General features: G+C 69.6%; 13 protein-coding genes and 1 pseudogene. 3 read left to right on the forward strand and 11 right to left on the reverse strand.

Annotated features, from left to right (window positions below):
- The 3 genes from ACFYPH_RS17535 to ACFYPH_RS17545 are packed head-to-tail and all read right to left on the reverse strand — an operon-like array spanning position 1 to position 3145.
- Complete coding sequence (locus ACFYPH_RS17535) at positions 1-825, reverse strand: carbohydrate ABC transporter permease (protein ID WP_387182852.1); 825 nt, start codon at positions 823-825, stop codon at positions 1-3.
- On the reverse strand, positions 822-1793 hold the full coding sequence (locus ACFYPH_RS17540) for a sugar ABC transporter permease (protein WP_354857226.1): 972 nt from the start codon (positions 1791-1793) through the stop codon (positions 822-824). Before ACFYPH_RS17540 ends, ACFYPH_RS17535 begins: the two co-directional genes overlap by 4 nt.
- Complete coding sequence (locus tag ACFYPH_RS17545; protein WP_387182855.1) at positions 1790-3145, reverse strand: ABC transporter substrate-binding protein; 1356 nt, start codon at positions 3143-3145, stop codon at positions 1790-1792. The genes ACFYPH_RS17540 and ACFYPH_RS17545 overlap by 4 nt, the downstream gene beginning before the upstream one ends.
- 372 nt (positions 3146-3517) lie before the next feature.
- Here ACFYPH_RS17545 and ACFYPH_RS17550 point away from each other — a divergent pair, with 372 nt between their 5' ends.
- On the forward strand, positions 3518-4543 hold the full coding sequence (locus ACFYPH_RS17550; protein ID WP_355067467.1) for a LacI family DNA-binding transcriptional regulator: 1026 nt from the start codon (positions 3518-3520) through the stop codon (positions 4541-4543).
- On the forward strand, positions 4470-5570 hold the full coding sequence (locus tag ACFYPH_RS17555) for a family 43 glycosylhydrolase (protein WP_387182859.1): 1101 nt from the start codon (positions 4470-4472) through the stop codon (positions 5568-5570). Before ACFYPH_RS17550 ends, ACFYPH_RS17555 begins: the two co-directional genes overlap by 74 nt.
- Before the next feature lie 129 nt (positions 5571-5699).
- On the opposite strand, the gene ACFYPH_RS17560 is transcribed toward ACFYPH_RS17555, so the two are convergent.
- The 8 genes and pseudogenes from ACFYPH_RS17560 to ACFYPH_RS17595 form a co-directional block, all read right to left on the reverse strand.
- Positions 5700-7364: a glycoside hydrolase family 27 protein gene (locus tag ACFYPH_RS17560; RefSeq protein WP_387182862.1), complete on the reverse strand. Its 1665-nt coding sequence runs from the start codon at positions 7362-7364 to the stop codon at positions 5700-5702.
- Between the two features lie 218 nt (positions 7365-7582).
- Positions 7583-8953: pseudogene (locus ACFYPH_RS17565) on the reverse strand (RICIN domain-containing protein); the annotation flags it as partial.
- Between the two features lie 172 nt (positions 8954-9125).
- Positions 9126-11522, reverse strand: coding sequence for an RICIN domain-containing protein (locus tag ACFYPH_RS17570; RefSeq protein ID WP_387182865.1), 2397 nt, complete (start codon positions 11520-11522; stop codon positions 9126-9128).
- A 106-nt stretch (positions 11523-11628) separates the two neighbouring features.
- Entirely contained in the window at positions 11629-12480 is an 852-nt protein-coding gene (locus ACFYPH_RS17575; protein WP_387182868.1) for a sugar phosphate isomerase/epimerase family protein, read from the reverse strand.
- Positions 12481-12487: 7 nt separating this feature from the next.
- Positions 12488-13672 (reverse strand): substrate-binding domain-containing protein, encoded by a 1185-nt coding sequence (locus tag ACFYPH_RS17580; RefSeq protein WP_363938896.1) that lies wholly within the window; start codon positions 13670-13672, stop codon positions 12488-12490.
- A gap of 10 nt (positions 13673-13682) precedes the next feature.
- Positions 13683-14660 (reverse strand): ABC transporter permease, encoded by a 978-nt coding sequence (locus ACFYPH_RS17585; protein WP_354857244.1) that lies wholly within the window; start codon positions 14658-14660, stop codon positions 13683-13685.
- Positions 14661-14662: 2 nt separating this feature from the next.
- Positions 14663-15637, reverse strand: a complete 975-nt coding sequence (locus tag ACFYPH_RS17590; RefSeq protein WP_387182872.1) for an ABC transporter permease — start codon at positions 15635-15637, stop codon at positions 14663-14665.
- Positions 15638-15751: 114 nt separating this feature from the next.
- Positions 15752-17263 (reverse strand): sugar ABC transporter ATP-binding protein, encoded by a 1512-nt coding sequence (locus ACFYPH_RS17595; protein ID WP_387182875.1) that lies wholly within the window; start codon positions 17261-17263, stop codon positions 15752-15754.
- A 550-nt stretch (positions 17264-17813) separates the two neighbouring features.
- Between ACFYPH_RS17595 and ACFYPH_RS17600 the strand changes: the two genes are divergently transcribed.
- The gene (locus tag ACFYPH_RS17600) at positions 17814-21338 is read left to right on the forward strand and encodes a ThuA domain-containing protein (protein ID WP_387182878.1); all 3525 of its coding nucleotides are present in this window, start codon (positions 17814-17816) and stop codon (positions 21336-21338) included.
- Positions 21339-21387 lie beyond the last annotated feature (49 nt).

Below are 21387 nucleotides of genomic sequence, written 5' to 3' on the forward strand. Positions count from 1 at the left end.
CTATCCCTTCAGTGAGCCCTGGATCAGGGCCTTGATGAACTGTCGCTGGAAGATCAGGAACACGATGAGGGTAGGGGTGAGGATCAGCAGCGAACCAGCGCACAGCAGCACCAGGTCGGTGCCCCACTGGCCCTGGAAAGCGCCGAGCGCCCCGGCCATCGTGCGTTTGGTGGCGTCGTCGACGAGGACGATCGCGAGCAGGAACTGGTTCCACGTCCACAGGAACATCAGGATCGTCAGCGACGCGATGGCCGGTCGGGCGAGCGGCACCTGGACCCGCCAGAACAGCTGCCAGGTGCTGCTGCCGTCCACCCGGGCGGCCTCGGACAACTCGACCGGCACGTTGGCGAAGTGGGCACGCATCCAGAACACCGCGAAGGGCATGTAGAGGCCGATCAGCGGCAGGATGATGGCCCACCGGGTGTTGAGGAGCCCGAGGTCCTGCATCTGGTAGTAGAGCGGGGTGACCACGGCCTCGAACGGCAGGGTGAGTCCGAGCAGCAGCAGGCCGAAGACGAGCCGGCCGCCGGGCACCCGCAACTGGCCCAGCCCGAAGCCGGCCATGGTGGCGATGAGGACCGACACCGGTACGACGCCGGCCACGATGAGCAGACTGGAGCGCAGCAGCGCGCCCATGTTGGCGGCGGTGAACGCGTCGGCGAAGTTTCCCCACTGCGGGTCGGACGGCCAGGCCAGCCCGTCGGGTACGGTGCCGCGCGGTTGCAGGGCGGCCGAGAGCATGCTCACGAACGGCAGCAGGGTGACGAGGATCAGGGCGATCAGGAAGACTCGCCCGGTCACCTGCTCACGTCGGCTCAAATTCACGGCTTCTCCTTGCGGGTCAGTCGCTGGATCGGCAGCACGAACGCCAGCACCAGCAGCATGAGCACGACGGCGAGCGCCGAGGCCAGTCCGACCTGACGCTGCGAGAAGGCGAGGCGGTAAATCTCCAGGCCGGGAACGGTGGTCTGCAGACCCGGGCCTCCGCTGGTGGAGATGTAGACGATGTCGAAGCTCGCCAGGGCGGCGATGATCGTGACGGTGAGGCAGACCCCGATCTCCTGGCGCAGGCTGGGCAGGGTCACCGCGAGGAACTCACGGACCGGCCCCGCGCCGTCCAGCCGGGCGGCCTCGTAGAGCGCCGGGTCGATCTTGCTCATGCCGGTGACCAGCAGAATCGTGCAGAGACCGAGCAGGACCCAGGCGCCGATCACCCCGACGGCGGGCAGCGCCGTGTCGAAGTCGCCGAGCCACGCGCGGGCGAGGCCACCCAACCCGAGCGCGCGCAACACCTGGTTGACCAGCCCGTTGGTCGAGAGCAGCCAACTCCACGCGATGCCGGCCGCGACGAGTGGGATGACCTGTGGCAGGAACAGGATCGTCCGGACGACCGTCCCGAACGCGCCGGTGGTGATCCGGCGGACCATGCTCGCCACCAGCAGCCCGAGCGCGACCGGGATGAAGCTGAAGAAGACGATCAGGATGATCGCGTTGGAGATGATCTTCAGCAGGTCGCTGTCGGTGAACACGGTGACGTAGTTGTCCAGGCCCGCCCAGCGGGCGACGCCGATCCCGTTCCAGTCGTAGAACGAGTACTGGACGGTCAGGGCGAGGGGGCGCAGGACGAAGACCGCGTACATCAGCAGGGCGGGCAGGACGTACAACCAGCCGGTCCCGGCCGCGCGGGCCCACCGGCGTCGGTGGGCCCGCGTGGACGTGGAACGGGCGGGACGACCCGTCGGCGACACCTGGTCGTCCCGCCCGGTTGGTGCGCTGCCGAGGGCAGACGTCATCGGGACAGTTCCTTCGCGTACTCGGCCTGGACCGCCTTCACGTATCCCTCGGGCGTCTGCTGGCCGGCGACCAGCTTCTGCATCTCCGGCGTGATCGCGGCGGCGAAGATGCCGCCGGTCGCGTTGGCGGTGAAGTCCACCGCGCCGTTCTCGGCCCCGAGCTGCTGCGCCGCCTTGAGGGTCTCGGCCAGCACCGTGTTCGGGGCGGCGGCCGGCACCGGCAGGTCGCTCGGGCCGCCCGGGCTGGAACCGCCGACCGTCACGGCGATCTCCCGCGCCTTGGCGTTGGTGTGGACCCAGTTCAGGAAGTACGCGGCGGTGTCCGGGTTCTTGGCCTTCGCGGAGACGCCGAAGGTGTTGGGGGCGGACATCGCGACGTGCTTGCCACCGGCGGTCTCGGCCGGGAACAGGAAGAAGCCCACGTTGCCGGGCATCGCCTTGTCCAGGTTGGCCGACTCCCAGTCGCCGTTGAACATGAACAGGCCGTTGCCCTTCTGGAACTGCCCCACCATGCCCGCGTAGTCCAGAGCGTTGGCGTCCTTCGGGAAGTAGCCGGCCTGGGCCCACTTCTGGATGGTCTGGGTGGCCTTCAACGCGGCCGGGGTGTCGAAGGTGGCCCCCGGCTTCTGGAAGATCCAGTCGGCGACCTGGGCCGGGTCACCGAACTGGTTCTGCAGCGCCTGGTGCGGGAAGTTGATTCCCGCGGTGTTCTTGTTGAACTGCATGATCGGCTGGACCCCGCTGGTCTTCGCCTTCGCCAGCAGCTGCTCGAACTCGGCGACCGTGGCCGGCGGCTGGGTCATGCCGACCTGGCTGGCCAGCTTCTTGTTGTAGAAGACGCCGGTGACGCTGTAGCCGAGCCCCATGCCGTAGAGCGAGCCGGTGCCCCGGGTGTTGTCGCCGACGCGCAACTGCATGAGCTGCGAGGCCGGGAACTTGTCCCAGCCGTACGCGCTGACGTACGGGTCGAGGTTCTTGAGCAGGTCGTCCTTCACCAGGTCGACCATCGTGGGCAGCCGGATGATGTCGGGCGCGTTGTCCGAGGCCATGACGCGCGGCGCGTTCTCCACGATCACCGTGAACTGGTCCTCGCGGATGGCGAACGTGACGTTCGGGTGCTGCTTGGTGAACTCGTCGGCGAGCGCCTTGGCCAGCGGGAAGCCGGTCTCCGCGTACATCTCCAGCTTGATCGGCGCGGTGCCCAGGTCGGTCTTGACGGCGGCGTCGGGCCCGGCGGTCGACGACCGGTCGGCTCCCGGAGCGCTGCACGCCGTCGCGGCGAGCCCGATCACCAGCAACGGCGCGAGGATGACCGCTCTGCGTCGCGGGATTTTCGTCAGCAATTCTGCCATTTTATGACTCCTAGATTCCTCCGCGCGTCCCGCGACCCAGGGCCGCGCGACGGCTCCACCGGGACCACCGGGACCGGCTGAACAGCCACGACAGGTACGTCGTGGCGGTCGCCCGGCCGCAGCAGACGTTCCGGCCACCGTTGACCCTCAGCACGGCGGCCGACGACGTCTCCAGACGCGCCAAAAGTGGTCGCTAAACTGATTTAGCAGAGCATGCGCGTGACACGGGAGGCTGTCAAGGACAACCTGGCAACGGTCCGGAAACATCGACTTCACACGACGCCCGACCCGACCGGGGCCAGAGTCCGGGCGCCGACGCATCATGATGGGCAGGAGCGGGGCCCGTGGCACCGCGCCTGATTCGGAGGACTGATGGGCCGCAACAGAGCAACCCTGGCCGACGTCGCGCGGCGAGCCGGGCTGTCCAAGACCGCCGCGTCGATGGTGCTCAACGGCAGGGAGGGCACGCGGCTCTCGGCCGAGGCACACCAGCGCGTGTTCGCCGCCGCCGAGGAGCTGGGCTACCGTCCCAACCTCGCGGCGCGCAGCCTGCGTACCCGCAAGACCGCGACCATCGCGTTCGTCTCCGACATCGTCGCCACCACCCGCTTCGCCGGCGGTCTCATCCGCGGCGCGCTCGACGCGGCCCGCGAGCGTGACCACGTGCTGCTCATCACCGAGACGCAGGGTGACGCCACGTTCGAGCAGTACGCCATCGAGGCCATGCTCGACCGACAGGTCGACGGAGTGATCTACGCCGCCATGGCCACCCGGCGACTGACGGTGCCCCCGGCCATCCTCGGCGGCCCGGTGGTGCTGCTCAACGCCACCAGCGCCGACGGCCTGCCCTGCGTCCTTCCCGACGACGACCGGGCCGGTCGCTCCGTCGCCACAGCCCTGTTGGAGCACGGCCACCGCGACGCCATCGCGCTGATCGGCCGCAACCGGCTCAAGGAGGGCGACCCGGAGGTCTCCCTCGCCGCCCGGGCCCGCCTGCGCGGCATCCAGCAGGCGCTGGGCGACGCGGGCGTCAGCCTCCTCGCGGAGTGCTTCTGCACCGAGTGGCTGCCCGAGCACGGCTACGCCGCCATGCGCGGGCTCCTGAGCAGGCCGTCGCGACCCAGCGCGGTCATCTGCATGAACGACCGGCTGGCCTTCGGCGCCTACCAGGCGCTCGGCGAGGCGGGCCTGAGCGTCCCGGACGACATCTCGGTGATCTCGTTCGACGACGACCCGATCGCCGCCTGGCTGCGCCCCAGCCTGGCCACCACGGCGCTGCCCCACGAGCAGATGGGGCGGCGCGCGGTCGAGCTGCTCCTCGACGGTGGCGCCGCCGAGCCGTCACTCGTCGCGATGCCGCTGCGCCGACGCCGGTCCCTCGCGCCCCCCGCCGGCTGACCCGAGCGCCCTACGACGTCGGCGGGGTCGACGCCTTCGTCAGCTAAACCGGTTTAGTGCTACGTTTCCGGCCATGCTTCGTCTAGCCGACCACTGGGTGTGGGACAGCTGGTACGCGCGGGACGACAACGGCCTCTGGCACGTGTTCTTCCTGCGCGCGTCCCGCGCCCTGCACGACCCGCACCGCCGCCACCGCCGCGCCTCGATCGGCCACGCCGTCTCGACGGACCTGCACACGTGGCGTCTGGTCGCCGACGCCGTGGTCCCCGCCGACGCGCCGGCCTGGGACGACCTCGCGACCTGGACCGGGTGCACCGTCCGCGGCCCGGACGGGCGGTGGTACCTCTACTACACCGGGGTCTCCCGCGCCGAGGACGGGCTCGTCCAACGGATCGGTCTGGCCGTCTCCGACGACCTGATCACCTGGCATCGTCACGGTTCCGGTCCGGTCGTGCAGGCCGACCCGACGTGGTACGAACTGCTCGACACCGACCTGTGGTACGAGCAGGCGTGGCGCGACCCCTGGGTGTTTCCCGACCCGGACGGCGACGGCTGGCACATGCTCATCACGGCACGCGCCAACACGGGAACGGCGGACACGCGGGGCGTCGTCGGCCACGCCACCTCCCCCGACCTGCTCACCTGGACCGTCCGACCGCCGCTGTCGACGCCGGCGGGGTTCGGTCACCTGGAGGTGCCCCAGGTCGCGGTCGTCGACGGGCAGCCCCTGCTGCTGTTCTCCACCGACGCGACCGCCAGCGCCCGACGCGACGACCACCGGATCTGGGTTGCGACCGGGCGGAGCGTCCGCGGGCCGTGGGACATCGCGGCCGCCCGGCCGGTCACCCACCCGCACCTGTACGCGCCCCGGCTGGTCCCCGGACCGGCCGACGACTGGTCGCTCATCGGCTTCCTCGACCACGTCGACGGGTCGTTCGTCGGTGAACTCACCGACCCCATTCCGGTGCGCTACGACGCGTCGACCGGGCTGACCATCCAGGCGGCGGGGACGGTCGCCGCGACCTGATTCGCGGGCCCACCGCGACCACGCCCGACCCGGTCGCCGGCGGACGGTCAGCGACCGGCCGCAGGACCGCGACGACGCAGGTCCGGGCCGGGGCGACTCCGCCCCGGCCCGGACCTGTCGGTACTGCCGTCAGCGCTGGGTCCAGCGTTGGTTGGCGGCCCCGGTGCAGGACCAGAGGAGCACCGTGGTGCCGTTGGCGGTCCCGTTGTTGTTGACGTCGAGGCACAGGCCGGACTGCGCCCCGCTGATCGTGCCGTTCGCGTTGAGGGTCCACCGCTGGTTGGCCCCGCCGTTGCAGTCCCAGATCTGGACCTTGCTGCCCGCCGTGGCGTTGGTGGGCGCGTCCAGGCACTTGCCGAGCGACTGGAGGGTCTGCCCGTTGGCCGTCCAGCGCTGGTTGGCGGCCCCGTTGCAGTCCCAGATCACCGGCTGGGTGCCATTGGTGGTGTTGCTCTGCGGGATGTCCAGGCAGCGGCCCGAGGCGACGCTGGCCAGCGCGAAGGAGGTGGTCGCGGGCGGGGGCGTGGTCGGCGGCGGGGTGCTGGTGCCGCCGCCGCTGACCCGGTACACCACAGTGCCGTGCGCCGGGACGCTGGCGGAGATGCTGCCGGTGCTGGTGGTGGTGGCGTTGCTCCAGGCGTCCACCAGGGTGAACGAGCTGCCGGACTTGCCGACCGCGGCGGCCGTGGTGGAGATCGTCGTCGTCGAGCCGCCCTGGTTGAACAGGGCGACGGCGACGTCACCGTTGGCCAGCCGCTTGGCGAGCACGCGGCGGGTGCCGTCGAACGAGACCTGGCTGGCCTGCAACCCGAGGGAGTCCTGGTTAATGGCGATCAGGTTGCCGTTCTTGAGGATGGTCTGCGTCGCGGAGTTCATGCTGCGCACGTCGTTGCCGGCGATCAGCGGCGACGCCATGACGGCCCACATCGCGAAGTGGCTGCGCATCTCGGTGTCGTTCATGCCGCCCCGGCCGACCTCCATCATGTCCGGGTCGGTGAACGCACCCGGTCGCGCGTAGGGCGCCAGGGGGACGTTGACGTTGATGATGTTCTGGATGCCCATCGGGTAGCCGTTGGTCTGCCCGGTGTCCCACGCGTTGGTGATGTCCTCGGTGGTCCGCCAGATGTTCGCCACGTCGCCCCAGTTGCGCTGCGGACCGGTCTTGGCGTGGATGCTGTTGGGGTTGATGCTGTAGACGATCGGCCGGCCGGTCGCGGCCAGCGCGTCACGCATCTTCGCGAACGTGGTGACCTGCTCGTTGATGCTGCCGTTCGGGGAGCACCAGTCGTACTTGAGGTAGTCGACGCCCCAGGCGGCGAACTGCCGGGCGTCCTGTGCCTCGTGGCCCTGACTGCCGGTCGCGCCCGGGTAGCTGTTGAAGTACTGGGCGCAGGTCTTGTCGACCGGCACCTGGTAGAGGCCGAACTTCAGCCCTCGGGCGTGCAGGTAGTCGCCGAGCGCCTTCATGCCGCCGGGGAAGCGGGTCGGGTCGCCCTGCAGGTTGCCGGAGCTGTCGCGGTTCGGGTTGAACCAGCAGTCGTCGACCACGACGTACTGGTAGCCCAGATCGCGCATGCCGTTGCTGACCATCGCATCGGCCGTCTGCCGGATCAGCCCCTCGTTGATGTTGCAACCGAACGAGTTCCAACTGTTCCACCCCATCGGGGGTGTCCGGGCGACGCCGTTCTCCAGTGCCTGGGCCACCGGGGCGCGCAGGCCCACGAGGACGGCGGCCAGGAGCAGCCCGGCCGCCGCTGCCCGCCCCCAGTGCCGGGCTCGGACGATTCGCTTCATGCGGGAGCATCCTTTCGTGATGCCGTCCTTCAGGGACAGCCGCCCGGATGAGGCGGGCATCATGAATGTCTACGCGCCCACTGTTAGCGTTAACAGCAGACGCCGGCCATATTACGGAGCCGTTTCGTCGAATTCAACTACTTCCATGTTTCGACGTGCCGCCCGTCGACGTCCAGGCGTCGACGCGACAGTGTCGCGGTCGCCGAGCGGGACCGCTAGAACTGCGCGAAGAACCGCCACACCTCGCCCTTGGTCCAGGTCGTGATGCCGCTCTCGGCGTACGTGCCGTCCACCGGCCCCGGCATGTGGCCGTTGTCGAACGCCGCCCACTGCACCGGATATCCGGCCCGGCACCCGGAGTAGGCGGTGGTGATGTGCGTACGGCTGCCCGAGGCCGGCTCCCGCGGGCTCTGCGCGGCGCAGCCGTTGGTGCGGACGAACGTGTCCCGCAACGACCGCCCCGAGGAGATGGGAAGCACCGAGTCGGTGATGCCGTGCAGACCGAAGTACGCGATGGGCTGGGTGCCGCCGCTGCACCCGCTGAGCTGGGCGCCGCTGAACACCGCCACCGCCCGGAACACGTTCGCCCGCGCACACGCCAGCGCGTAGCTCATGCCACCGCCGTAGCTGAAACCGAGCGCGAAACGCTGCGCCGTGTTGACGCAGAGGTCGCCCTCGATCAACCGGATCATGTCGTCGACGAAGGTGATGTCCTCGCCGCCGGAGTTGGCCCAGCCGTTGCCGAGGCCCTGCGGCGCGACGAGGATCGCCGTGTTGTTCGACTGCTCCTGCTGCCCGTAGTAGGACCACGGCGTCCCACTCGTGCCGCCCGAGTTGACCTCGGCCGCGGTGCCGCCCCGCCAGTGGAACGCGAAGATCAACCGATAGCGGGTGCTGCTGGAGTAGGTGGCGGGAAGCCGCAGGATGAAGCTGCGGCTCTTGCCGTTGCTCTGGATCGTGTGGGTGCCGTTGGCCAGCGTGGGGCTCTTGCCGCATCCTCCACCGGTCCCGGTGTCACCCGACACCCTGGCCAGCTGCCACTGCTGGTTGGCGCCGTTGAGGTCGGCGTACTGAACGACGTTGGCGCCATCGGCGGTCGAGGCGCCCTGGACCTCCACGGCCTTGCCGCTCTGCCGACCGATCAACCGGACGTTTCCGGCGTCGGAGTCGGCCAGCCGGAACTGTTGGTTGGCCGCGTTGTTGTCGGTCCACTGCACGATCGCCGCCCCGTCGGCGGTCGACGCGCCGCTGACGTCGAGGACCTTGCCGGAGAGGCGCGACTTCAACCGGTAGAAACCGCCGCCGGAATCCACGAACTGCCACTGCTGGTTGCTGCCGTTGTTGCGCGTCCACTGGGTGATCCGCGCGCCGTCGTTGGTGGCCTGGCCATACACGTCCAACGCCTTGCCGCTGGTGCGGTTGACCAGGACGTACCAGGCGTTGGTGTCCACCGTCGCCGCCGCCGCGGGCGCCGCGTTCACCCCGACGAGGGCGCCGGCGGCGAGCAGGGTCGCCGCCACCGCGGCCAGCCCCGACCGCCAGCGACGCTTCGGTGGAGCGGCGGGATGAAGCGCACCGTTGGTTTCCATGAATTCACTCCCATGCTGGGGTACGCCCGCGGGGGCGGGCGATACCTGTTTTGGGTTAGCGTTAACACTTCTGCTGGTCGATGACCGGCAGCAAATGGCGGGCCCCGATCTGCCGGCGGCCTGCTGCCGGGGCGCCCCGGCCGGGGTGCGGCCGGCCGGGGCGAACCAGATGTCAGCTACGCAGCTGCCACTGCTGGTTGGTGCCGCCGTTGCACGCCCAGAGGATGAGCTTCGTGCCGTTCGCCGTCCCGGCGCCGTTGGCGTCCAGGCACAGACCCGACTGCGCGCCGGTGATCGTGCCGTTGGCGTTGACGTTCCACTGCTGGTTGGCCTGGCCGTTGCAGTCCCAGATCACCACGGCGGTGCCGTTGGTGGTGCCCTGACCCGAAGCGTCCAGGCACTTGGTGCCGTACACCATGAGCTGCCGGCTCGCGGTGTGGGTCCACCGCTGGTTGGCGGCGCCGCTGATGCAGTCCCAGAGCTGGGCCTGCGTCCCGTTGGTGGTGCTGGAGTTGCCGATCTCGGCGCAGCGACCCGACTGGACGCCGACGAGCTGCACGTTCTGCGGGTTGGTGCTGCCGCCGCTCTGCACGCCGGCAGCGTTGATCACCGTCTGCGCGCCGGACGGCCAGCTGCCGTTCGAGACCGTGACGTTGCCGTTGACGACGTTGCCGCGGTCGCCGTTGGTCACGTTCGTGCTGCCGTTGGTCGACCAGTTGTTGGTGACCGTGAAGTTGCCCATGTTCTCGGCGTAGTAGTAGTTGGCGGTGGCCCAGGTGCCGGTGGAGGAGAACACGTTGTTGCGGGCGGTGTAGTAGCGCGAGCCCTCGTCGAAGTAGAGCCCGAACCAGCCGTTGGTCCGCAGGCAGTAGTTCTCGTTGATGGTCCCGCCCTGGTTCGCCGACAGCGTGTAGATGCAGCCGCCGTCGGTCATCTGCTGCATCACGTCGTGGATGTAGTTGCCGATGACCTGGTTGTTGGCGGCGGTGGTCGCCGTGGAGTAGCGGGGCTGGTAGTTGTAGAGACCCCGGTTGGCGTAGTGGTTGCTGCCGCCGGCGTCGTTGGCGCCCCAGCCGTACCCGACCGAGAGGCCGGTGTACGGCATGTTGTAGACCTCGTTGTGCGAGACCAGCGCGGTGTTCACGTAGGTGGTCAGGATCGAGACCACGCCGCGGTACTCCAGGCCGAGGTCGTGCACCCGGTTGTTGCTGATGGTGATGTTCCGGTTGACCATCCGCTGGTCGCCGGGGTGGTGGGCGTCGGCGCGCACGCCGCCGACCACGATGCCGCCGGCCGAGTTGCGGGCGATCTCGGAACGGGTGACAGTGATGTTGCTGGCGCCCAGGCCGACGCCGCTGGCGTGGGCGTTGGCGTCATTGCCGATACCGATGGCCGTCTGCCCCAGGTTGACGAACTGGGAGTCGCTGAAGGCGATGGTGTTGGCGGCCGAGACCTGCACGGCGGCCGGCATCTGGGCCCAGCTCGGGCGGGTGGCCTCGAACAGCGGGCAACCCTCCTGGCAGGAGGTCAACGCGTCGGACGGGCGGGCCCAGGTGCCGACGATGTGCGCGCCGGTCTGCTGGTCGGCGAAACCGTTGCTGCTGCTCGGGCCGAGCCAGCTGGTGCCGGTGAAGGTGATACCGCTGAACGAGATGTGGTGCGCGGGCGCGTCGTAGGTGCCGCCGACGTTGACCAGGGACTGCAGCTGCGGCAGTTCCACGCTGACGGAGCTCATGCTCTGCCCGGCCAGCGGGATGTAGTTGAGCTGGCCACTGCCGGGGTTGAGATACCACTCGCCCGGCGAGTCGAGGAACTCGTACGCGTTGGCCAGGTAGAACGGGCCGGCCCGGTGCGGGCGGGACAGGGTGTCGAAGCCGAACGTGTTGTTGTTCCAGGCCGGCTGCTGCATGGTCAGGAAGTTGCCGCTGATGCTCTGCACCGGCGAGTACCGGTCGGTGAACGAGCCGACGCTCTCCACCTCGACCCGGTTCTGGTTGCCGAGGTTGTTGAGGTAGTTCAGCGCGCTGTTGCTGAACCGCATGCCCGACGTGGTGAAGGTGAAGTCGGCGCGGTTCACGGCCGTCCGCGCCCGGGTGGCGACGGCGCCGTTGACGTAGAGCTGGCGGCTGTCGAGCCCGGCGGGGACGCTGGCCCGCCAGATGTTCTTTCCGGAGTCGACGAGCGACCACCCGGTGACCGCCCGCGCGCCGCTGATCGTCGGGCGGGCCGAGGCCGCCGCCCGCCAGATCACCTGGTAGCCGTTGGTGCCGGAGTCGGCGGCGGTCAGCCGCATCGGCGAGGTCAGCCGGTACACGCCGTCGGCCAGTTCCACGACGATGTCGCCGGACATCGAGCTGTTGAGCGTCCGTACCGCTGCCTGCGCGCCGGCCAGCGAACACGGCTGGCTGGCGGAGCAGGTGCTGCCGCTGCCGGACGGGGACGCGTAGAGGGTGGTGGTCGCCGCGGAGGCCGGTGTGGCCGAGGCGGTCACGGCGACCAGAGCGGTCAGTGCCGCCGTGGCGGCGCCGGCGAAGAGCCTGCGCGCCACGGAGATGGATGAGAGGGACACGGGACGGTCTCCTGTGGTGGTGGGGGTGGGGGACGCCTCGACGAGGCGGGTTCGGAGGGTGGCGGGTGGTGGTTAGCGCTAACAACGTGGGCGTGCCGACGCCAGGTCAGGCGACGACCTTCCGTAGGTGGTGCAGGCCGTCGACGGCGAGGCGGTCCTGGGAGGGGGCCAGGGGCCGCCAGATCGACGCCGCGGTGGCGATTGTCGCGTTGTCTGCCGTGAACGACTCGATGCAGACCGCGCCCCGGTAACCGGTGTCCCGCAGGACGGAGAAGAAGCGGGGCCAGTCAAAGTGATCCGCGCCGGGCGCGCCCCGGTCGGTGCCGCTGACCTGGACGTGCTTGATGTGCGGACCGGCCAGCGCGAGGGCGGCGTAGGGGTCGGCCTCCTCGATGTTCATGTGATACGTGTCGATCATGATGCCGACGCTCGGGGGCAGGCCGTCGATCAGCTCGATCGTCTGCTCGACGGTGTTGACCACGCTCGTCTCGTAGCGGTTCAGCGCCTCGACGCCGATGCTCACGCCGCACTCGCCGGCCCGGTCGGCGACCGGCGCGAGAGCCCGCCGGAAGTCGGCGTAGCAGGCCGCCCGGGCCGCCGCCGACATCCGCCAGGTGCGGCCGACCGCCGCGTACACCGGGCCGCCGACACAGGGCGCGCCGACCGCCGCCGCGCTCGCCACACACCCCATGAGGTACCCGACGGTCGACTCGACGACGGCCGGCGTGGCATCCACCAGGTCCCGCCCGGGCGGGGTCACCGCGCAGACCCCGGCCGCGACGAGGCCGTGCGCGGCCAGCAGGTCCCGCGTGCGGACCGGATCCCAGTCGCCGGGCTGCTCGATCGGCAGTTCGACCGCGTCGAACCCGAAGGAGGCGATCCGCGGGATCAGCCGGGCGAGGGCCTCGTCGTCGACCGGCGAGGCCCACACCCAGGGGTTGACGCCGATGGCGTACACCGCGAACCTACTTCCAGCGCTGGGGGTAGCCGGGCAGGTCGCGGCAGCCGCACATCGCGTAGTGCAGCGGCGGCATGCTCGCGTCGAGGTACCGGTCCAGGTTGTCCTGGGTGATCGTGGGCTGCGGCAGCTTCCACGGGTTGGAGACCTGGGTTCCGTCGAGAATGCTCAGCGCGGCGATGATCGGCGTCCGCCACTGGTACGTCGGGTAGGTCGGCGCGATGGCGGTGAGCTTCTTGTCCTTCCACAGCTTCAGGAAGTCGAGCTGGTCCTCGCCGTTCATCGGCGGTACGGGTTTGCCAGCGTCCTGGAACGCCTCGACCGCCGCCACGGCTACCGCTCCGGCGTCCATCCAGACCCCGTCGATCGTGCCGTACCGCTGGATGTAGTCGTTCACGATCTTCTTGGTCTTGGCGGGGTCGCCGTCGGTGAACTCCACGCCGACGACGTCGACCTTCGCCTTGTCCAGCGCGATCTTCGCGGCGGACCAGCGGGTCTCCAGCACGTCGACGCCGGGCAGGATGCGCAGGGCCAGCAGCTTGCCGCCGGGCTTCATCTTCTGGCTGACGAACTCCGCGCCCACGTGGCCGAAGCCGTAGCCGCCCACCGGGTTGATGAAGGTCACCGGGCAGGTGGTGTTGACCCCCCGGTCGAAGACGACCACCGGAAGGCCCGCCTGGCAGGCGGCCTCGACGGCCGGGGTGAGGGTGGCGGTGGTGTTCGGCGAGACGATGAGGGCGTCGCACTTCTTGCCGAGCAGGTCGTTGATGTCGGCGATCTGCTTCTGGTCCTTGCCCTCGGCGTCGATGTGCACGAACTCGCTGATCCGGCTCCGCTGCGCCTCGACCTCGGCCTGCATGGTCTTGAAGCCGACCTGCCGCCAGGGGTTGTTCAGCGCCGCGTTGGAGAAGCAGATCTTGTGCTTGCCGGGCTTCTTGAACTTCGCGGTGTCCACCATCTTCGGGTTGAGCACCTGCTCCCACGGCTTGTCGGCCGGGCCCGTCGGGGCGGCGTCGAGCAGGGCCAGCTCATTGTCGTAGTCGGCCTGCACGAAGAACTTGGACTGCTCCCCGGTCCCCGACCCGGCCGCCGCGGAGGCGGTGCCCGAGGGTGACGCCGTCGGCTCGTCGGTGGCGCATCCCGCGAGCACCAGGACACTCGCCGCGGCCAGAGCGGTCATGGTTCGTCTCATCGAATCACCTTTATCTGGAGGAGGAGGAACGCAGGGACGAGACCGCCACGGCGAGCAGGATGATCACGCCCTGGACGGTCGATCTGAGGGCACCGGAGACGCCGGTGAAGTTCATCAGCGCGAAGAGCGTCTCGAGGGTCAGGGCACCGAGCATCGCCCCGACGACCGAGCCGCGGCCGCCGCCGAGGGCGACCCCACCCAGCACGACCGCGGTGATCGCGCCGAACTCCAGCCCGACGCCGGCCTGGAACGACACACCGCTGTACCCGCCCAGGAGGATCGCCGCGACCGCCGCCGCGAGGCCGCTGAGCATGAACGCGATCGTCTTGGTGCGCGCGACCCGTACGCCGCTCAGCTCGGCGGTGCGCGGATTGTCGCCGACGGCGACCAGCGTACGACCGAAGTCGGAGCGCGTCAGCACGACGGCGATCGCGGCGACGACCACCAGGACGAGCAGCGCGTACGGGATCCGGCCCAGCAGCGGCACGTCCTCGATGGACCGTCGGCCGAAGCGGCGGAACTCCTCGGAGAGCCCGCCCTTCGGAGCGCCGTCGGACCACAGGTACACGGCGCCGACGAGGATCAGGAACATGCCGAGGGTGGTGATGAAGGACGGCACCCGCAGCACCGTCGTGACCAGACCGTTGACCAGCCCGACGAGCGCGCCGCCGGCGAGCAGCAGCAGGACCACCGGCCAGGTGCGCGACGGATCGCTGTCGATGAGCCGGGCGGCGACGACGACCTGCGCCGTGACCAGGGAGCCGACCGAGAGGTCGAACTCTCCGCAGACGATCACGAAGTACTGACCGGCGGCGAGCAGGATGATCGGCGCGGAGCGCCCGAGGAACGACATCAGCGACGACGGCGCGAGGAAGTCGGGCTGGACGAACGCGACGAGGATCAGCAGAACCGCCAGGAGCGCGACGATCGGCGCGATCCCGTCGGTGCGGATCCGCAGCGGCAGCGGACGACGTTCGGCGACCCGCATGGTCAGGACCCCGCCTTTCGCATGGCCCGTCGGGCGTAGACGGCGACCGCGGCGATGATGATCACGCCGCGGATCACCTGCTTGAAGAACGCGTCGACCTCGAGTTGGTTGAACACCGCGTCGATGCTGGCGAGCAGCAGCACGCCGCCGACCGTGCCGAGCACTCCCCCGCGCCCGCCCGCGAGGGCGGTGCCGCCGAGGACCACCGCGGCGATCGACTCCAGGTCGTAGAGCCCCTCGGTGCCCACCCGTGGGGCGCCGGAGCCGAGTCGGCTGGCCAGGTAGACGCCGGCCAGGCCGGCGCAGAGGGAGCACAGCACGTGGGCGGTGATGAGGACCCGGTCGTTGCGGACGCCGGAGAGCCGGGCGACCTCCGGATCGCCGCCGACGGCGATGAGGTGGTGGCCGAAGCGGGAACGCGCCAGCGCGAACCACGCCACCGCGGTCACAGCGAGCAGCAGCAGGAAGGACACCGGGACCGGCCCGATCCGCTGGTACCCGAGAGTCCGCACGAGAGCCGGGGAGCTCTCGCCGGCCGGGCCGTCATAGCCGTTGTCGAGATAGCCCTTGAGCAGCAACCCGACGCCGAGGGTCGCGATGAACGCGTTGATCCGCAGCTTGGTGACGAGCACACCGTTGAGCAGCCCGACGGCGGCGCTGACCGCGAGCGCCAGCCCGATCGCCGGGAGCAACGCGCCGTCGCTGCCGTTCATCGCCTCGGCCGCCACGAGGGTGCTCAGGCTGATCACGAACGCCACCGAGAGGTCGAGCGAACCGCCGAGGATGACCAGGGTCTGCCCGACGGCGACGAGCCCGAGGCCGGCCGCGACGTGCAGCAGACTCACCGTCGTCGACTGGTTGAAGAGCTGGCCGCCATCGAGCATGACGACCAGCCAGCCGATGACCAGGGTGAGGGCCAGGGCCACGAACACGCCCGGTACGGCACGTCGAGCCGGACGAAGCGACAGGGCGGTCACAGAGCGATCTCCATTCGCGACTGCGGGGCTCGCAAACCCGGCTCACTCCTCGCGCTCATCGGGCCGCCTCCATTCGCGACTGCGGGGCTCGCACACCCGGCTCACTCCTCGCGCTCACGCGGCGGCCTCCCGGACGGCGCCGACCGCGAGGGCGACGACGTCCTCCTCGGTCGCGCCGGCGGGCAGCTCGCCCGCGATCCGGCCGTCCCGCAGGACGACGATCCGGTCGCTCATGCCGAGCAGCTCCGGTAACTCCGACGAGATCATCAGGACGGCCGCGCCGTCAGTCGCGAGGCGGCGGACGAGATCATGGATGGCCGACTTCGCGCCCACGTCGATGCCCCGGGTCGGCTCGTCGAAGAGCAGGATCCGTGGTGTCAGCGCGAGCCATCGGGCCAGGACGACCTTCTGCTGGTTGCCGCCGGAGAGGAAGCGGATCTCCTGGTCGTCACCGGCGGCACGGACCTCCACGGCGTCAAGCAGCTCACGCACGCGTGCGGTCCGGGCGGCGCGACCGGACCTCGCGGCGAACACGGCCCGGCTGGCGAGCAGCGCGTTGTCCAGCACCGACTGCCGGGCCACGATGCCCTCACCCTTGCGGTCCTCGGTGACGTACGCGATGCCCGCCCGCATCGCGGCACGCGGCGAGCGCAGCCGCACCGGCTCGCCGTCGAGCTCGACGTCGCCGGTCGTGAACGGGGCCACCCCGAAGAGCGCACGGGCCAGCGCCGATCGTCCGGAACCCTGCAGGCCGCCGACGCCGAGCACCTCGCCGGAGCGCAACTCGAGGTCCACCCCCCGCAGCTTCCGGTTGCCCCCGCCGCGGACGGTGAGTCGCACCGGCCCGCGATCGCCGGGGTCGGCCCGCGGCGGGTAGTAGTTGGACAGCTCGCGGCCGACCATGTGCCGCACCAGCTCGTCCGTGCTGGTCCGCGCGGTGTCCACGGTGGTCACCCGGCGGCCGTCCTTGAGGACCGTGATCCGGCTGGACAGGTCGAAGACCTCGGTGAGCCGGTGCGAGACGTACAGCAGGCCGATGCCGCGTTCCTGGAGCCGACGGACCAGACCGTAGAGCAGCTCGACCTCCTGGTCTGCAAGCGCCGCGGTCGGCTCGTCCATGATGAGCAGCCGCGCGTCCAGGGCGAGCGCCTTGGCGATCTCGACGACCTGTTGCTGAGCGACGCCGAGGCGCCCCACCCGGGAGTCGGCTGGCAGCGCGGTCTCCCCGATCGAGGCGAGCAGGCGCCGGGTGCGGTCGAGCATCTCGCGGCGGTCGACCAGCCCGCGCCGGACCGGCTCGTGGCCCAGATAGACGTTCTCCGCGACGGTGCGCTCGGGCAGGAGGTTGAACTCCTGGTGGATGATGCCGACGCCGGCCCGCTGCGCGTCGCGGGGGCCGTGGAACGCGCGCGGCTCGCCGGCGAACTCCACGGTGCCCTCGTCCGGGGCGTACCCACCCGAAATGATCTTCATGAGCGTCGACTTTCCGGCGCCGTTCTCACCGACGACCGCATGCACCTCGCCCGGCGCCACGTCGAGGTCGACACCGTCGAGGACGCGCACGCCGAGGAAGGACTTGCCGATGCCCCGCAGGGCCAGCAGCGGTGCCGGTGGTGGGTCTGACATCCCGATAGCCCTTACAGATAGTAGTCATCGACGAGGTCGGCACAGCGGCCGGTAGGCCGTTCGATGCGCTGAGCGACGTACTTTCGCAGGCTGCTGCAGAACTTGCGTTTTTATGGTGCAAACATTTCCTTGACATCGAGGAAACATCACACGTATGAAGATAGATGTTTGGATGCGGGTCCGCAATCCTCGATCTGCGGCGACTGCCAGGCCCGGCACTCGATCGGCTCGACTGCCGGCTCAGGCGGCTCAGACCCGACCACTCCTACTCGGAGGTAACATCAGACGCTCGACGTTACATTGACACCTATCAGTGGATAGCCCATCCTGACCTCGCAGACCAGGGACGCACACACAGCCCACGTCACGCTGTGTGACGTCCTGCGGGGCTGACTGCCGTTTCGGCGGACGGCACGACGACCGCGACCAGCACATTCGTGGCCCACGCGCGCCCAGGCACAACCTGACGCGCGCCGGACCCGTGCGCGCAAACGGAGTTGCCCGCCCAGACCTAGGAGACGGCATGCGTCGCCCCACAATGATCATAGGAATGATCGTCGGCCTGTTACTGGCCCTCGGCCTGGCCCCGCCGGCGTCGGCCGCCCCGGCCTTCCGCGCCCTGTTGTTCACCAAGACCGTCGGCTACCGGCACGACTCGATCCCGGCCGGAATCTCCATGTTCCAGCAGCAGGCGGCCGCGAACAACTTCGAGCTGGTGGCGACCGAGGACGCGAGTGTCTTCACGCCCGCCAACCTCGCCACCTTCGACGTCATCATCATGTTCCAGACCTCCGGCATGGTCTGGACCTCGGCAGCCCAGCGCCAGGCCGTGGAGGGTTACCTGGCCAGCGGCAAGGGCATCGTGGGCATCCACAACGCCCTGGACATGGGCATCGAGGGTGAGTACCCCTGGTGGGACCAGACCCTCAACGGCGGCGCCCACATGCCCGAGCACTCCCCCGGCGTGCTCCCCGGCACCGCCATCGTCGCCGACAAGCAGCACCCGTCGACGGTCGGCCTGCCGGACCGCTGGAACCGCAGCGAGGAGTGGTACAACTTCGACTCCAACCCGCGTGGCAACGTGCACGTCCTGGTGACCGCCGACGAGCGCACGTACAACCCGGGCTCCCGGGCCATGGGCCCGGACCACCCGATCTCGTGGTGTCGCAACGCCGGTGGCGGCCGGGTGTGGGCCACCGCGATGGGCCACGCGATCGAGTCGTACAGCGAGACGAACTTCCGCAACCACGTCCTCGGTGGCGTCAAGTGGGCCGCCGGCAACCAGCCCGGGGACTGCGGCGGCACCGTCTGGAGCAACTTCGAGAAGCGCACCCTGGACGACAACACCGCCGACCCGATGGCGCTGGCGGTGCTGCCCGACGGCCGCGTGCTCTACGTCCAGCGCGGCGGACAGGTCAAGCTCTTCAAGCCGAGCACGAACAGCACCGTCACCGCCGCCACGCTGAGCGTCTACACCGGCGGTGAGGACGGCCTCACCGGCGTCGCGCTGGATCCGGCATTCGCCAGCAACGGGTACGTGTACGTCTACCATTCGCCGGCGAGCAGCACGACCGACGTCAACCGGGTCTCCCGCTACACGCTCACCGGCGACACCCTGAACCTGGCCAGCGAGGCCCGGATCATCGACATCCCGGCGACCCGCGACCGGACCTTCGCCGAGCCCGGCCACACCGGCGGCTACATCGAGTTCGGCCCGGACGGCAACCTCTACATCGGCACCGGCGACGACACCCCGCCCAACCTCGACCCCAACTGGCAGGGCTACGCCCCGCTGGACTGGCGGTCGGGCAAGGCCAACCTGGACGCCGCCCGATCCGCCGGCAACACCAACGACCTGCGCGGCAAGCTGCTGCGCATCCGGCCGTCGGCCAGCGGTGGCTACACCATCCCGACGGGCAACCTCTACCCCCAGGGCACGGCGCAGACCCGACCCGAGGTCTACGCCATGGGCTTCCGCAACCCGTTCCGCTTCTCGATCGACCCGTCCACCGGCTGGGTCTACCTGGCCGACTACGGCCCCGACCGCAACCCGCCGACGACGAACCGGGGCCCCGAGGGGCTCGTCGAGCTCAACGTGATCAAGGCCGCCGGCAACTACGGCTGGCCCTTCTGCCACGGCGACAACCAGCCGTACGCGCCGTTCAACCCGGACACCGGCGTCGTCGGGGCGAAGTTCAACTGCAACGCCCCGGTCAACAACTCGCCCAACAACACCGGCCTGGTCAACCTCAAGCCGATCGTCGCGCCCAACATGTGGTACGGCTATCCCGCCTCGACGACCTTCCCGGAACTGGGCTCCGGCGGGTCGGCGCCGATGGGTGGGCCGGTCTACCGCTACAACGCGGCGAACCCGTCGGCGACGAAGTTCCCGGCCTACTACGACGGCGTGCACTTCTTCTACGAGTGGTCGCGCAACTACATCAAGGAGACGCACTTCGACTCGTCGACGGCGGTCACCCGGACCAACTCGTTCATGCCCGGCGGCAACTTCAACAAGCCGATGGACATGGAGTTCGGCCCGGACGGCTCGCTGTACCTGCTGGAGTGGGGCTCCAACTTCGGCGGCGGCAACAACGACTCCGGGCTCTACCGCATCGACTACATCCAGGGTGGACGCTCACCGATCGCGAAGGCCGTCGGCACGCCCACCAGCGGTAGCGCCCCGCTGACCGTCCAGTTCAGCAGCGCCGGCACGGCGGACCCGGACGCCGGTAACACCCTCAGCTACCAGTGGACCTTCGGTGACGGCGGCACGTCCACGGCAGCCAACCCGGCACACACCTACACCACCAACGGCAACTACACCGCGCAGCTGAAGGTCACCGACAACACCGGCAAGACCGGCTTCGCCAATGTGCAGATCACCGTCGGCAACACCGCCCCGGTCGTCACCATCACGGTGCCGCCCAACGGCGGCATGCTGAACTTCGGCGACAAGGTCTCGTACACGGTCAGTGTCTCCGACCCCGGCGGCGCGGCCATCGACTGCACCAAGGTGTTCGTCAACCCGGCACTCGGTCACGACGACCACGCGCACGAGACCACCGAGTACCCGGGCTGTTCGGGCACCATCTCCACCGACCTGCTCGGTGGGCACCCCGAGGGCGCGAACCTGTACTACGTGCTCAACGCCCGCTACACCGACAACGGTGGCTCGGGTGGCGCGGCGCCGCTGACCGGCTACGCGCAGGCGATCCTGCAACCCAAGCACAAGCAGGCCGAGTACTTCAGCAGCCAGTCCGGCGTGCGGATCGTCGACCAGGCCGCCGCGGAGAGCGGCAAGCGCGTCGGTGACATCTCCAACAACGACTGGGTGGCGTTCAACCCGATGAGCCTGTCGGGCATCAGCACCGTCAGCTACCGGCTGTCGTCACCGAGCGGTGGGGGTTCCATCGAGCTGCGGGCCGACTCGCCGACCGGCACGCTGCTGGCCACCACGACGGTGCCCAGCACCGGTGGCTGGGACAACTACCAGTCCACGCCGGCGGTGAGCGTCGCGGCCCTGTCCGGGACGCACACGCTCTACATGGTGTTCAAGGGCAGCTCGTCCAACTGGTTCGACCTCGACGCGTTCACCTTCGGTGGCAACGGCGTGGGGGTCCCCGGCACCGACGGCGGAGGGATCGCCGGCCGCACCTGGACCCTCACGGCGCAGCACAGCGGCAAGCTGATGGACGTCAGTGGCAACTCCACCGCCGACGGCGCCCAGGTCGTGCAGTGGGCGGCCACCGGCGGTAACAACCAGAAGTGGCAGGCGGTGGACGCTGGTGGCGGCGCCGTCTACCTCAAGGCGGTGCACAGCGGCAAGTGCCTCGACGTCACCGGCGGGTCCACCGCACAGGGTGCCTTCCTGCAACACAGCACCTGCACCAACGCCAACCAGCAGAAGTTCACCGTGACGGCGACCGGCACCGCCGGGATCTACACGGTCAAGAGCGCGCTGAGCGGGCTCTGCCTGGACGTCAACGGCGCCTCGACGGCCGACGGGGCCCGGCTGCTGCAGTGGGGCTGCCACAGCGCCACCAACCAGCAGTGGCGGTTCAGCGCGGTCTAACGACCGGACGGTAGGTAGCTGCGACAGGGCGCCGGCCACCCGATCCTCG

The organism is Micromonospora sp. NPDC005252, from assembly GCF_042872475.1.
GTDB lineage: Bacteria > Actinomycetota > Actinomycetes > Mycobacteriales > Micromonosporaceae > Micromonospora.

Coding starts and splice junctions, on each gene's coding strand:
- ACFYPH_RS17585 (WP_354857244.1), bottom strand. CDS start 14,660: ATGCGGGTCGCCGAACGTCGTCCGCTGCCGCTGCGGATCCGCACCGAC.
- ACFYPH_RS17580 (WP_363938896.1), bottom strand. CDS start 13,672: ATGAGACGAACCATGACCGCTCTGGCCGCGGCGAGTGTCCTGGTGCTC.
- ACFYPH_RS17595 (WP_387182875.1), bottom strand. CDS start 17,263: ATGTCAGACCCACCACCGGCACCGCTGCTGGCCCTGCGGGGCATCGGC.
- ACFYPH_RS17600 (WP_387182878.1), top strand. CDS start 17,814: ATGATCGTCGGCCTGTTACTGGCCCTCGGCCTGGCCCCGCCGGCGTCG.
- ACFYPH_RS17550 (WP_355067467.1), top strand. CDS start 3,518: ATGGGCCGCAACAGAGCAACCCTGGCCGACGTCGCGCGGCGAGCCGGG.
- ACFYPH_RS17560 (WP_387182862.1), bottom strand. CDS start 7,364: ATGAAGCGAATCGTCCGAGCCCGGCACTGGGGGCGGGCAGCGGCGGCC.
- ACFYPH_RS17545 (WP_387182855.1), bottom strand. CDS start 3,145: ATGGCAGAATTGCTGACGAAAATCCCGCGACGCAGAGCGGTCATCCTC.
- ACFYPH_RS17540 (WP_354857226.1), bottom strand. CDS start 1,793: ATGACGTCTGCCCTCGGCAGCGCACCAACCGGGCGGGACGACCAGGTG.